General features: G+C 69.7%; 15 protein-coding genes. 11 read left to right on the top strand and 4 right to left on the bottom strand.

What is annotated here, in order from left to right:
* The first annotated feature begins 40 nt into the window (after nucleotides 1-40).
* From WBG79_RS04225 to mtnA, 7 genes are all read left to right on the top strand, one after another.
* Complete coding sequence (locus WBG79_RS04225; RefSeq protein ID WP_337357882.1) at nucleotides 41-982, top strand: ABC transporter permease; 942 nt, start codon at nucleotides 41-43, stop codon at nucleotides 980-982.
* Between the two features lie 39 nt (nucleotides 983-1,021).
* The gene (locus WBG79_RS04220) at nucleotides 1,022-2,020 is read left to right on the top strand and encodes an ABC transporter substrate-binding protein (protein ID WP_337355857.1); all 999 of its coding nucleotides are present in this window, start codon (nucleotides 1,022-1,024) and stop codon (nucleotides 2,018-2,020) included.
* A 71-nt stretch (nucleotides 2,021-2,091) separates the two neighbouring features.
* Nucleotides 2,092-2,334: a hypothetical protein gene (locus tag WBG79_RS04215; protein ID WP_337355856.1), complete on the top strand. Its 243-nt coding sequence runs from the start codon at nucleotides 2,092-2,094 to the stop codon at nucleotides 2,332-2,334.
* Complete coding sequence (locus WBG79_RS04210) at nucleotides 2,331-2,798, top strand: PIN domain-containing protein (protein WP_337355855.1); 468 nt, start codon at nucleotides 2,331-2,333, stop codon at nucleotides 2,796-2,798. The genes WBG79_RS04215 and WBG79_RS04210 overlap by 4 nt, the downstream gene beginning before the upstream one ends.
* 20 nt (nucleotides 2,799-2,818) lie before the next feature.
* Entirely contained in the window at nucleotides 2,819-4,273 is a 1,455-nt protein-coding gene (hydA, locus tag WBG79_RS04205) for a dihydropyrimidinase (protein WP_337355854.1), read from the top strand.
* A 168-nt stretch (nucleotides 4,274-4,441) separates the two neighbouring features.
* Complete coding sequence (locus WBG79_RS04200) at nucleotides 4,442-5,680, top strand: Zn-dependent hydrolase (protein ID WP_337355853.1); 1,239 nt, start codon at nucleotides 4,442-4,444, stop codon at nucleotides 5,678-5,680.
* 16 nt (nucleotides 5,681-5,696) lie between these two features.
* Complete coding sequence (gene mtnA / locus WBG79_RS04195) at nucleotides 5,697-6,788, top strand: S-methyl-5-thioribose-1-phosphate isomerase (protein WP_337355852.1); 1,092 nt, start codon at nucleotides 5,697-5,699, stop codon at nucleotides 6,786-6,788.
* Nucleotides 6,789-6,818: 30 nt separating this feature from the next.
* On the opposite strand, the gene WBG79_RS04190 is transcribed toward mtnA, so the two are convergent.
* The 3 genes from WBG79_RS04190 to WBG79_RS04180 form a co-directional block, all read right to left on the bottom strand.
* Nucleotides 6,819-7,517, bottom strand: coding sequence for a DUF1013 domain-containing protein (locus WBG79_RS04190; protein ID WP_337355851.1), 699 nt, complete (start codon nucleotides 7,515-7,517; stop codon nucleotides 6,819-6,821).
* Nucleotides 7,518-7,640: 123 nt separating this feature from the next.
* Nucleotides 7,641-8,636, bottom strand: coding sequence for an NAD(P)H-quinone oxidoreductase (locus WBG79_RS04185; RefSeq protein ID WP_337355850.1), 996 nt, complete (start codon nucleotides 8,634-8,636; stop codon nucleotides 7,641-7,643).
* 43 nt (nucleotides 8,637-8,679) lie between these two features.
* Entirely contained in the window at nucleotides 8,680-9,234 is a 555-nt protein-coding gene (locus WBG79_RS04180; protein WP_337355849.1) for a dihydrofolate reductase family protein, read from the bottom strand.
* A gap of 85 nt (nucleotides 9,235-9,319) precedes the next feature.
* On the opposite strand from WBG79_RS04180, the gene WBG79_RS04175 reads away from it, so the two are divergent.
* Both WBG79_RS04175 and recF read left to right on the top strand, forming a co-directional pair.
* Entirely contained in the window at nucleotides 9,320-9,511 is a 192-nt protein-coding gene (locus WBG79_RS04175) for a DUF1192 domain-containing protein (RefSeq protein ID WP_337355848.1), read from the top strand.
* On the top strand, nucleotides 9,508-10,713 hold the full coding sequence (gene recF, locus WBG79_RS04170) for a DNA replication/repair protein RecF (protein WP_337355847.1): 1,206 nt from the start codon (nucleotides 9,508-9,510) through the stop codon (nucleotides 10,711-10,713). The genes WBG79_RS04175 and recF overlap by 4 nt, the downstream gene beginning before the upstream one ends.
* A gap of 66 nt (nucleotides 10,714-10,779) precedes the next feature.
* Here recF and WBG79_RS04165 read toward each other — a convergent pair whose 3' ends face one another.
* Entirely contained in the window at nucleotides 10,780-11,457 is a 678-nt protein-coding gene (locus WBG79_RS04165; RefSeq protein ID WP_337355846.1) for a L,D-transpeptidase, read from the bottom strand.
* A 313-nt stretch (nucleotides 11,458-11,770) separates the two neighbouring features.
* On the opposite strand from WBG79_RS04165, the gene wrbA reads away from it, so the two are divergent.
* Nucleotides 11,771-12,370: an NAD(P)H:quinone oxidoreductase gene (gene wrbA / locus WBG79_RS04160; RefSeq protein ID WP_337355845.1), complete on the top strand. Its 600-nt coding sequence runs from the start codon at nucleotides 11,771-11,773 to the stop codon at nucleotides 12,368-12,370.
* 244 nt (nucleotides 12,371-12,614) lie between these two features.
* Entirely contained in the window at nucleotides 12,615-12,827 is a 213-nt protein-coding gene (locus tag WBG79_RS04155) for a cold-shock protein (protein WP_337355844.1), read from the top strand.
* Nucleotides 12,828-12,976 lie beyond the last annotated feature (149 nt).

The raw sequence follows: 12,976 nt of genomic DNA, 5'->3' as shown, positions 1-12,976 counted from the left end.
CTCGGGCGGGCTCAGGGGCGGCGACGCCCTGCCGGGCGCCATGGTCGGCCTGGTCCTCCTCCTCGTCGGGAGTGCGGCGGCGCTCGACTACGTGCACCGGCCGGACGTGGCGGGCGCGGCACCGGGCTGGTTCTGGGGGGCGGTCGTCGGCCTGTGGCTGTTCGCCTGGCTGGTCACGGCGCGCTTCGCCGCGGCGGCGCCGCCGGTCGCCTTCGGCCGGCGGGCCGTGGACCTGATCGTGCCGGTGCTGTTCGGCGCCTTCCTGATCTTCCTGTGGGAGGTGGTGACCGTCGGGGCGGGCGTGCCGTCCGTGCTGATGCCGGCCCCCTCCGCCATCGGGGCCCGCATCGCCCAGGCCGTGCCGACGCTCAGGGACGATTTCGTCCAGACCGTGCTGAGGGCCGTCATCCCCGGGTGGATCTGCGGGTCGGCGGCCGGGTTCCTGATCGCGATTCTGTGCGACCGGGTGCCGTTCCTGGCGCGCGGGCTGATCCCGATCGGCAACTTCGTGTCGGCGCTGCCGATGATCGGCATCGCGCCCATCATGGTCATGTGGTTCGGCTTCGACTGGCCGTCCAAGGTCGCCGTCGTGGTGATCATGACCTTCTTCCCGGCGCTGGTGAACACGGTGGCTGGCCTGCAGGCCGCGGGCCGGCTGGAGCTCGACCTGATGCGCTCCTACGGGGCCGGCTACCTGCAGACGCTCCTCAAGCTGCGGCTTCCCGCCGCCATGCCGTTCGTCTTCAACGGCCTCAAGATCAACTCGACGCTGGCGCTGATCGGCGCCATCGTGGCCGAGTTCTTCGGCACGCCGGTGGTCGGAATGGGCTTCCGCATCTCGACCGAGGTGGGGCGTATGAGTCTCGACATGGTCTGGGCCGAGATCGCCGTCGCGGCGGTCACCGGATCGCTCTTCTACGGTCTCCTCGCCCTGGCCGAGCGGGCCGTCACCTTCTGGCATCCGTCCTACCGGCGTCGCTAGGGCCGGCAGGCGCGTCTTTCGTGGAGAGGAGTGCGTCGCATGAAAAGAGCATTGGTGACCCTCGGAATCCTCGCCGCCACGGGCCTCGGCGGGTCCGCCGCCTGGGCACAGGAGAAGGTGACGCTGCAGCTGAAGTGGGTCACGCAGGCCCAGTTCGCCGGCTACTACGTCGCCAAGGACAAGGGCTTCTACAAGGAGGCCGGCCTCGACGTGACCATCAAGCCGGGCGGCCCCGACATCGCGCCCCCGCAGGTGCTCGCCGGCGGCGGGGCGGACGTGATCGTCGAGTGGATGCCGGCCGCGCTCGCCGCGCGCGAGAAGGGCGTGCCGCTCGTCAACATCGCGCAGCCGTTCAAGCGGTCCGGCATGATGCTGACCTGCCGGAAGGAGTCGGGCATCAAGTCGCCGGACGACTTCAAGGGCAAGACGCTGGGTGTCTGGTTCTTCGGCAACGAGTATCCGTTCATGGCCTGGATGGCCCGGCTCGGCATCAAGACCGACGGGTCGGCGGGCGGCGTGAAGGTCGTCAAGCAGGGCTTCAACGTCGACCCGATCCTGCAGAAGCAGGCCGAATGCATCTCGACGATGACCTACAACGAATACTGGCAGGTCATCGACGCGGGCCTCAAGGCCGAGGACCTCGTCACCTTCAAGTATGCCGACCAGGGCGTCGCCACGATGGAAGACGGCCTCTACGCCTCCGAGGAGAAGCTCAAGGACCCGAAGTTCGTCGAGCGGATGGGCAAGTTCGTCAAGGCTTCGATGAAGGGATGGGACTGGGCCCGCGCCAACCCGAAGGAGGCGGCCAAGATCGTGCTCGACAACGACACGACGGGCGCGCAGACCGAGAAGCACCAGGTGCGCATGATGGGCGAGATCAACAAGCTCACCGAGGGCTCCAGCGGCAAGCTCGACCCGGCCGACTACGCCGTGACCGTCAAGACCCTCCTGACCGCCGGCGGCGAGGCCCCGGTGATCACCAAGGAGCCGAAGGGGGCGTGGACCGCGGCGGTGACGGACGCGGCCGGGATCAAGTAGAGTCAAAGTCGGGTGTCCGAACGACCGGACACCCGATCCCCTCGTCGGATCGGAGCCACCAAATGCGTAGGATGAGCGTCAAAGAAGCGGGCAGCAATTTCGCGGACGTGATCGCAGACGTTCGCAAGGAGGGCCCGATCCAGATCGTCGACGGCTCGGAGGTCGTGGCGACGATCATGCCACCTGCCAAGATTTCGTCTCCGGAGGGGCGTCGGCAGGCATTGCTCGATCTGATCGAGGAAATGCGTCAGCAGCCGCCGCTCGGTCTCGGCAAGTTCGATCGCGCCAAGCTCCACGACGAGCGGCTGTTGTGAAGGTCGGCCTCGATACAAACATTCTCGTCTATGCGGCCGGTCTGGACGACCTGCGCAGGAGGGAATCCTCGGCTGAACTCCTGCTCCGACTGACTGAACAGGATTGCGTCGTCTCGGCCCTGGTGTTCAGCGAGCTTCACTACGTTCTTGCCCGCAAGACTCGCGACAAGTCGTATGCGAGCCGTACTGTCGCCGGCTTCATGCGGATCTACGACGTGGCACCAATCGACACAACGGCGCTCCAACTCGGCCTCGAACTGGTGGATCGACACGGCTTCCAGATCTTCGATGCGGTGATCTTTGCCGGCGCCGTCCAGGCGGGATGCCGGATCCTCCTCTCCGAGGACGGGCATGCCGGATTCGAGCGCTTCGGCTGTACCATCATCAATCCCTTCCTCGTACCCATGCACCCGCTGCTGGCGACAGTGCTCGCCGAAGCAGGTCCATCGAACGCGACAACCTGACAGATGCCGGGAGCCCCGACATGACCATCCTGATCCGTGGCGGTACCGTGGTGAACCATGACCATTCCCGGCGGGCGGACGTGCTCGTCGAGGGCGGGACGATCGTGGCCGTCGGGGAGAGCCTCGACGCCCCGGCGGGCGCGGAGGTGATCGACGCCGGCGGGTGCTACGTGATGCCCGGCGGCATCGACCCGCACACCCACATGGAACTGCCCTTCATGGGCCAGGTCTCCGCCGACGACTTCGAGTGGGGCACCAAGGCGGCCGTGTCGGGCGGCACGACCATGATCGTCGACTTCTGCATCCCCAACCCGGGCCAATCCATGCTCGCCGCCTACCAGGACTGGCGGCGCAAGGGCGAGAAGGCGGCGACCGACTACGGCCTGCACATGGCCGTCACCTGGTGGGACAAACAGGTCTTCGACGAGATGGAAACCGTCGTGAAGACCTACGGCATCAACACGTTCAAGCACTTCATGGCGTACAAGGGCGCCCTGATGGTGAACGACGACGAGCTCTACCACTCGTTCAGCCGCTGCGCCCAGCTCGGCGCCATGCCGCTCGTCCATGCGGAGAACGGCGACGTGGTCTTCCGCATGCAGGAGGACACCATGGCGCGCGGCGTGACCGGGCCGGAGGGCCACGCCTTCTCGCGGCCGCCGGAGGTCGAGGGCGAGGCCACCAACCGGGCGATCATGATTGCCGACATGGTGGGGGCGCCGCTCTACGTGGTGCACACGTCCTGCCGGGACAGCCACGAGGCGATCAAGCGGGCGCGCGAGGCCGGCAAGCGCGTCTTCGGCGAGCCGCTGATCCAGCATCTCGTCCTGGACGACCGGGAATACCTGAACAAGGACTGGGACTACGCCGCCCGACGGGTGATGTCGCCGCCCTTCCGCGACAAGAGGCACCAGGACAGCCTGTGGGCTGGCCTGATGTCGGGCTCGCTGCAGGTCGTGGCGACGGACCATTGTTCGTTCACCACCGAGCAGAAGCGGATCGGGCTCGGCGACTTCCGCAAGATCCCGAACGGGACGGGGGGGCTCGAGGACCGCATGCCGGTACTCTGGACGGCGGGCGTCAATACCGGCCGCCTGACCAAGGAGGAGTTCGTCGCCGTCACGTCAGCCAACATCGCGCGCATCCTGAACGTCTACCCGCGCAAGGGCGCGGTGGCGGTCGGGTCCGACGCGGACCTGGTGGTCTGGGACCCGAAGGCGGAGAAGACCATCGCGGCCTCGAAGCAGGTGAGCCGCATCGACTACAACGTCTTCGAGGGATACCGCTGCACGGGCCTGCCCGTCGTGGTCCTCTCCGGCGGCCGCGTCGCCTGGAAGGAGGGCGACCTCCGGGCCGAGAAGGGCGACGGCCAGTACGTGGCGCGCGACCCGTTCCCGGCCATCCACGTCGCCAACACGACCTGGAAGGAACTGAACCGGCCGCGTGGGGTGGCCCGGGTGGACGTGACGCCGTGACCGCGGCTGCGGCGGGCCGCCGGGGGTGGCGGCCCTCTCGCGCGCGAAGGACGCCGGACGTTACTCCCCGGGGTAACGAGTCTCGGCCGTGAGCCTGGTCCGGCGACCTGCCGTCGAGCGATCGCGCCGGCCTTCCCTGCCACGCCCCTCCGTCCATGGAGCCCTCCCATGCAGAACCTCCAGATCAACCCGCAACGCCTCTGGGACAGCCTGATGGAGACGGCCCGGATCGGCGGCACGCCGAAGGGCGGGATCAAGCGGCTGACGCTCACCGACGAGGACAAGCAGATCCGAGACTGGTTCAAGGCCGAGGCCGAGGCCCTCGGCTGCAGGGTCACGGTCGACGAGGTCGGCAACATGTTCGCGACCCGGCCCGGCAGGCGGGCCGACCTCCTGCCGATCGCCATGGGATCGCACCTCGACACCCAGCCGACGGGGGGCAAGTTCGACGGCGTGCTGGGCGTGCTCGGGGCGCTCGAGGCCATGCGGACGCTCGTCGACCTCGGCTACGAGACCAACGCGCCGCTCGAGATCGTCAACTGGGCCAACGAGGAGGGCTCGCGCTTCGCGCCCGCGATGCTGGCCTCGGGGGTCTATGCCGGCGTCTTCACGCCCGACTTCGCCTACAGCCGCGAGGACCGGCAGGGGATCCGGTACGGCGACGAGCTGGAGCGGATCGGCTATCGCGGACCCGAAAAGGCCGGGGCGCACAAGTTCGGCGCGATGTTCGAGCTGCATATCGAGCAGGGCCCGATCCTGGAGGACGAGGGCCGGATGATCGGCGTCGTGCAGGGCGTCCAGGGCATGCGCTGGTACGAGGTGACCGTCACGGGCCAGGACGCCCACACGGGCGCGACGCCGATGTACCTGCGCAAGAACGCGCTCCTCGGCGCCGCGCGCATGATCGACCGCATCGACGCCATCGCGCAGGAGCATGCGCCGAACGCGGTCGGGACGGTCGGGCTGATCGAGAACCGGCCGAACAGCCGCAACGTCATCCCCGGCGAGGTCTTCTTCACGGTCGACCTGCGGCACCCGGACGACGCGGTGCTGGACGTCATGGAGAGCAAGCTTCGGCAGGCGCTCGGGGAGATCCTGACGCCGCTGAAGCTCGCCTACGAGGAGAAGCGGATCTGGCACTCGCCGGCCGTCCGCTTCGCCCCGGCGCTGATCGACTGCGTCCGGATCGGCGCCGAGCGCGCGGGCTTCCCGCACCGGGACATGGTGTCGGGCGCAGGCCACGACGCGGCCTACGTGGCGCGGGTGGCGCCGACCACGATGATCTTCGTGCCTTGCGCGGGTGGGATCAGTCACAACGAGGCGGAATCGACCAGCTTCGACGAGTGTGCCGCCGGGGCACAGGTTCTCCTCAACGCGGTCCTCGAATACGATCGCCGCCTGGGGTGATGAGCGGGAGGGTGGCATGAAGGTCGACGGCCGGTCCTATCGGACGATCTGGACGAAGGCCCATGCGGGCGACGTCTCGGTCATCGACCAGACCAAGCTGCCGCACCGCTTCGAGATCGCGACGCTGCACACGCTGGAGGACGCGGCGCGGGCGATCGAAACCATGGTGGTGCGCGGCGCGCCGCTGATCGGCGCCACGGCGGCCTACGGCATGGCGCTCGGCATGCGCGAGCGGGCCGACGAGCAGGGGTTGCGGGCGGCCTACGACCGGCTGATCCGGACGCGGCCCACGGCCGTCAACCTGCGCTGGGCGCTCGACGAGGTGCGCAAGATCCTGGGCGACGTGGCTCCGTCGGCGCGCATCGACGCGGCCTATGCGGCGGCGGCCGAGATCGCCGACGAGGACGTCGCCATCAACGCGGCGATCGGGCGGCACGGGCTGGATCTGTTCCGGCGGATCGCGGCGACGAAGCGCGGCAAGCGGCTGAACATCCTCACCCATTGCAATGCCGGCTGGCTCGCGACGGTGGACTGGGGGACCGCGACGGCGCCGATCTACATGGCGCACGAGGCCGGGATCCCGGTCCATGTGTGGGTCGACGAGACCCGGCCGCGCAACCAGGGCGCCTTCCTGACCGCCTGGGAGCTCGGCCACCACGGCGTGCCCCATACGGTGATCGCGGACAACACGGGCGGGCACCTGATGCAGCACGGGATGGTGGACGCGGTCATCGTCGGGACCGACCGGACGACCGCGGCGGGCGACGTCGCCAACAAGATCGGCACCTACCTGAAGGCGCTCGCCGCCAAGGACAACGGCGTGCCCTTCTACGTCGCCCTGCCCTCCCCGACAATCGACTTCCGCATCTCCGACGGCTTGAAGGAGATCCCGATCGAGGAGCGTCACGGGCATGAGGTCAGCCACATCGCCGGGCGGACCGCGGACGACCGGATCGAGACCGTACAGCTGGTGCCGGACGGGTCCCCGGTCGCCAACTACGCCTTCGACGTCACCCCGGCGCGGCTGGTGACGGCGCTCGTCACGGAACGCGGCGTCGCCCCGGCGACCGCCGAGGGCATCCGGTCGCTCTTCCCGGACGGCCGCTGAGGGTCGCGGCCTCCCGGGAGGCCGGCGGCCTCACTCCTCCTCGGCCTCGGCGGGGCCCTTGAGGCTCTTCAGCTTGGCGAAGATCTTGTCCGCATCGAGCTCCTTCTCCTCCTGCTCCTCGAGCGCCTCGGGGGCGGTGGTCTGCTCGACGGGCAGCAGAACCTGGGCGCCGGCATCGCCCTCCTCGCGGCGCGGGCCGCCCTTGGAGGCGCGCTCCACTTCGAGGTCGAGTTCCAGCTGGGAGCAGAGACCGAGCGTCACCGGGTCCATCGGGGTCAGGTTGGCGGCGTTCCAGTGGGTGCGCTCGCGGATCTGCTGGATGGTGGTCTTGGTGGTGCCGACGAGGCGCATGATGGCCGCGTCTTTCAGCTCAGCATGATTGCGCATCAGCCACAGGATGGCGTTCGGCCGGTCCTGGCGGCGCGAGACCGGGGTATAGCGCGGTCCGCGGCGCTTCTGCTCGGGCACGCGCACCTTGCGCTCGGCGAGCTTCAGGCGGGCGGCCGGATCGCGCTGCACGCGCTCGATCTCCTCGCGGGTCAGCTGGCCGGTGATGACCGGGTCGAGGCCCTTGATGCCCTGTGCCGCCTCGCCGTCCGCGATGGCCTTCACCTCGAGCGGGTGCAGGCGGCAAAAGGCGGCGATCTGGTCGAAGCTCAGTCCGGTATTCTCGACCAGCCAAACGGCGGTGGCCTTCGGCATGAGCGGCGTGTTGGGCACTGTGGCCATCGGGGCAAACCCTCCTTGCTGCTCCGCCCGGTCGGCCGCCGGGCAAAGCCTGAAATCGTCAGTGATGACGGGATCGCCGCCTATATACGCGCTGGCCGCGATCGGTGCAATGAGCGCCGCGCGTCAGACCGTGAGCACGATCTTGCCCACATGGGCGTTGGTCTCCATGCGGGCATGGGCCTTGGCGGCGTCGGCGAGCGGGAAGGTCGAATCCAGCACGACCTTGACGCGGCCGGCCTCGATCAGGGGCCACACCTTCGCCTCCAGGGCGCGGGCGATGCCGGCCTTGAAGGCGACGTCGCGGGCGCGCAGCGTGGAGCCGGTGTGGACGAGCCGCTTCAGCATGATGCGGGTGAAGTTGACCGTCACCTTTGGCCCCTTGAGGAAGGCGATCTGGACGATGCGGCCCTCCACGGCGGCGGCCTCGTGGTTCTTCTCGATGTAGTCGCCGCCGACCATGTCGAGGATCACGTCGACCCCCTTCTGGCCGGTGAAGTCCTTGGCCGCCTTGACGAAGTCCTCCTGGCGGTAGTCCACCGCGAGGTCCGCGCCGAGGTCAAGGCAGGCCTGGCACTTCTCGGGCGAGCCGGCGGTGGCGATGACGGTCGCCCCGAACGCCTTGGCGAGCTGGATGGCGGTGGTGCCGATGCCGGAGGTGCCGCCATGGACCATGAACACCTCGCCCGGCTTCAGGCCGGCCCGGTCGAAGACGTTCGACCAGACGGTGAAGAAGGTCTCCGGAATGGCGGCGGCCTCGATGAGGCCGAGGCCCTTCGGCACGGGCATCGCGTTCGACTCGTGCACCACGGCGTATTCCGCATATCCCCCGCCGGCGACGAGTGCCGTGACGCGGTCACCGGGGGCGAAGCGCGCGGCACCCTCGCCGAGGGCCGCGACCTCGCCGGCGATCTCCAGGCCGGGGATGTCGGAGGCGCCCGTGGGCGGCGGATAGCCGCCCTCGCGCTGAAGGACGTCCGGGCGGTTCACGCCGGCGGCCGCCACCTTGACGAGGATCTCGCCGGGCCCCGGCTGCGGGACGGGGCGGGTTTCGGGGACCAGCACCTCGGGGCCACCGGGCGCCTTGATGCCGATGGCGGTCATGGTGGTCGGCAAGGTCATGGGGCGTCCTCCGGCTCTGGCATACAAGCGTTGGAGCCGAGGTCTAGCCGATTTCGTACTCGGTTTCGACCACGCCGTTCAGATGCGTCGTCGCACGCCGGAGCTTCAGGTCGACCTTGCGCCGGCCCGGCGGCCAGAGCGGCGCGCCGTTGCCGAGGATGACCGGGATCTGGAAGAGGATGATCCGCTTCAGGAGTTTGGCGTCCAGGAAGGCGCGGACCGGTCCGCCGCCGCCGACCACCCAGACGCGGCGGCGGCCGGCATGCTCCAGGTCGATCAGGATCTCCTGCGGGGTGCGATCGTCGAAGACGGCGAGGCCGTCGCCGTCGAGGGGCGGACCCTTGGTCATGACCACGACCGGGCGGCCGCGGTAGGGCCACTCCGGGAAGGTGCGGCAGTCCTGGTAGGTCTTCCGGCCCATCACCAGGGCGTCGACGCGTCCGTAGAAGGCGTCGTAGCCGAAGTCCCAGCCGTCGAAGGGCTTCAGGAAGCCGATGCCGCCGTCGCGGTCGGCGATGAAGCCGTCGACCGAATGCGCGATGTAGAGAATCACCTCGGGCATGGCACGAAAATAGGCGAGCCGCCGCGGCGACGCCAAGGGCCGGGCTTTCGGGCCGCCCATTTGTGGCCCGAAGCGGCGGCCAGTATATCTTGGACGGGGACGAGAGGCGGAGACGACGCGGATGGCTTTCCTGGAGGACGACAGGCCGAAGAAGAAGCCGGCGCACGAGGTCGGGCAGGACCTGTCGCTGCTCTCCGTCGGGGACCTGGAGGAGCGGATCGCGATCCTGGAGGCGGAGGTCGCGCGGCTCAGGGCGGCCGTCGAGGCGCGGCGGAAATCACGGTCCGCGGCGGACTCGGTCTTCAAGATATGACGGCCCTGCCGGTCCGGCGCGGCGCGGCGGGGACGGGACCGGAGGCGGAGCCGCGGCCGGCGCGCGTGGCGCTGACCGGGCTGCGGCTGACCGACTTCCGCAACTATGCGACGCTCGCGCTCGACCTCGACGGGCGCCACGTGGTGCTGGCGGGCGAGAACGGGGCCGGCAAGACCAACCTCATGGAGGCCGTCTCGCTCCTGTCGCCCGGGCGCGGATTCCGGCGTGCGACGCAGGCCGAGATGGCGCGGGCGGGCGGGCCGGGCGGCTTCGCGGTCGCGGCGACCCTCGAGGGGCCGGACGGCGAGGTCCGGATCGGGACGGGGGTGACGGAGCCCGACGAGGACGGCGCGGCGCGCAAGGTGCGCATCGACGGCGAGCCGGCCCGGAGCGCCGAGGCGATGCTCGACCATGTGCGCGTTCTCTGGCTGACGCCGGCCTCCGACGGTCTCTTCACCGGCCCCGCGTCGGACCGGCGGCGCTTCCTCGACCGGCTCGTGCTGGCGCTCGATCCGGGGCACGGGTCCCGCGTCTCGGCCTTCGAGCGGGCGATGCGCGGGCGCAACCGGCTGCTCGAGGAGGAGGCCTGGGACGTCGCCTGGATCGGGGCCGTCGAGGCCCAGATGGCGGAGCTCGGCGCGGCCATCGCGGCGGCGCGGGTGGAGACGGTGTCGTGCCTCGCCGGGCTCGTCGCGGCGACCCGGGAGGAGACCGCCGCGTTCCCGCATGCGGAGCTGGCGCTCGAAGGCGAACTCGAGGCGCTGGCGGCGGCCGGCGGGCCGGCCGGGGTCGTCGAGGATCGCTACCGGGAGATCCTGGCCGCGGGCCGGGCGCGCGACCGGGCCTCCGGGCGCACGCTCGACGGGCCGCACCGGGCGGACCTCAGGGTCCAGCACGGGCCGAAGGCGATGCCGGCGGAACTCTCGTCGACCGGCGAGCAGAAGGCCCTGCTGATCGGCCTGGTGCTCGCCCATGCCCGCCTCGTCGGGGCGACCCTCGGGCGGGCGCCGGTCATCCTCCTCGACGAGATCGCCGCCCATCTGGACCAGCGCCGGCGGGCGGCGCTCTTCGAGGTCCTCGACCGGCTCGGCGGCCAATGCTGGATGACGGGCACGGACCTCTCCGTGTTCGCCCCGCTCGGCGAGCGGGCCGAGGCCTTCGAGGTCGAGGCCGGGCGGCTGCACCGGGCGCCCCTCGGCTGAGCTGCCCGGGGATCGGCCGGGCGGCCGTGACGCCGGCCGCCGGATCGCCGGCCCGGCGCGGCGCCGTCAGACGCCCGTGCTCGGCATCACCACCACGCGCGTGCCGGTCGGGACGCGGCGGTGCAGGTCGATGATGTCGTGGTTGAAAAGGCGGATGCAGCCGGACGAGACGGCCTGGCCGATGCTCCAGGGCTCGGAGGTGCCGTGGATGCGGTAGAGGGTGTCGCGGTCGCCCTGGTAGAGGTAGAGGGCGCGGGCGCCGAGCGGATTTTCCGGGCCGCCCGGCATGCCGGAGGCCCACTCGCGGGCGCGTTCGTCGCGGGCCACCATGGCGGCCGGCGGGGTCCAGGTGGGCCATACGGCCTTGCGCCTGATGACGGCCGAACCCGACCAGGCGAAGCCCTCGCGGCCGACGCCGATGCCGTACCGCATGGCGGTGCCGTCGTCGCCGACGAGGTAGAGGTGGCGGCCGTCCGGGTCGACGACCACGGTGCCCGGGCGCTCCGGACCGTCATAGTCGACGCGCTGGCGCAGCCACTCGCGGTCGATCCTGGAGACGTCCATCGCCGCCACGGTGAAGCGGCCGTCGTCCAGGGGGCCGTACATCTCGGCATAGTAGGGGTCCACATGCGGCAGCGCCGCGACGACGGGCCGACCCTCCATGCGCGCCGTCTGGCAGCCGGCGAGCGCCAGCGGCATGCCGGCGATGAAGACACGCCGCGAGATCCCGAACCGTCCGGACATTCTTGTTTCCCCTTCCTGGTGTCTCAGGTACCGGTGACAACGCCATGAGGGTTGGTCCGGATCCTTGCGGAAATGCGGCGAAGTCACGATCCGTCCAACTTATGGCATTCCAGCAACAGCGAGCGTTAACGCGGGCGGAACACCGGGCGCCGCGGCGCAGTTCCGGAGGCCCGTGCCGCGTTCCGGTCCATTGTCGGGGAATTGCGAACAATGCGTCCAGCCGCCCGGGCGTTCCCGCCCCGCTCGTGCTGCGCCATATCGCCGGGGACCGGTCGGACCTCACCGATAGACGACGACCCCGAGGAGAGACGCGATGACCCAGGTTCTGGTGCTCTACTATTCGTCTTACGGACATATCGAGGCGATGGCGCAGGCGGTCGCGGAGGGCGTCCGCGAGGCGGGCGGCGAGGCGACGATCAAGCGGGTGCCGGAGCTGGTGCCGCTGGAGATTGCGCAGAAGTCGCATTTCAAGCTCGACCAGGCGGCCCCGATCGCGACCGTCGACGAACTGCCGCAGTACGACGCCATCATCTTTGGGACGGGCACGCGATTCGGCAACATGACGGCCCAGATGCGGAACTTCCTCGACCAGACCGGCGGCCTGTGGGCGAACGGCGCCCTGATCGGCAAGGTCGGCTCGGTATTCACCTCCACGGCGACGCAGCACGGCGGGCAGGAATCGACAATCCTGACCTTCATTCCGACCCTGATGCATCACGGGATGGTGGTGGTCGGCCTGCCCTACGCCTTCGCAGGGCAGACCGGTCTCGACGAGATCAAGGGCGGCTCGCCCTACGGCGCCTCGACGATCACGGGCGGCGACGGCAGCCGCATGCCGAGCGAAATCGAGCTCGCGGGGGCGCGATACCAGGGCGCGCACGTGACGAAGATCGCGGCCAAGCTCAAGGGCTGAGGACGCCCGGGCGGAGCCGCGCGACCGGGCCTATCGATCGGGCGCGGTCGCTCCCCTTCGCGATTTCTGGGTCGGCCGCCTTGTATTCCGAGCTGGAAGGGTCCATGTAAATCCCGTCGATAGGTTGGCCTGCATCTATGCTCTTCGCTTCAACAGTGGCGCTGAGTCTCGATCGCCTACTGAGAGTGCGATTTTCGACCGTCCGCTTGCGGACGAGCACACATGACGAGCGAAGGAGGTTCCCATGGCTTCGGGGACTGTGAAGTGGTTCAATTTCGATAAGGGTTACGGGTTCATCCAGCCGGACGACGGCGGTAAGGACGCGTTCGTGCACATCAGCGCGGTGGAGCGCGCCGGCCTGCGCGAGCTCCGCGATGGCCAGAAGGTCGACTACGACCTGGTCACCGACCGTCGCAGCGGCAAGACCTCTGCCGACAACCTCAAGGTCCAGGGCTGATCGCGATGTCGCGCCGGGGTGCCTCGAGCCCCTCGGTGCGGCGCCCACTGCCCGAGACACGCTGAAGGCCCCGCGCCCCGAAGGCTGCGGGGCCTTTTTCTTTTCAGAGCCGGTGTCCGGGCCCTTCTGCGCCGGGTTCCGCCGGCCCC

This window comes from Prosthecomicrobium sp. N25 (assembly GCF_037203705.1).
Classification (GTDB): Bacteria; Pseudomonadota; Alphaproteobacteria; order Rhizobiales; family Ancalomicrobiaceae; genus Prosthecodimorpha.
The sequence above is the reverse complement of the archived record's forward strand: the minus strand, read 5'-3'. Positions and strand labels throughout refer to the sequence as shown.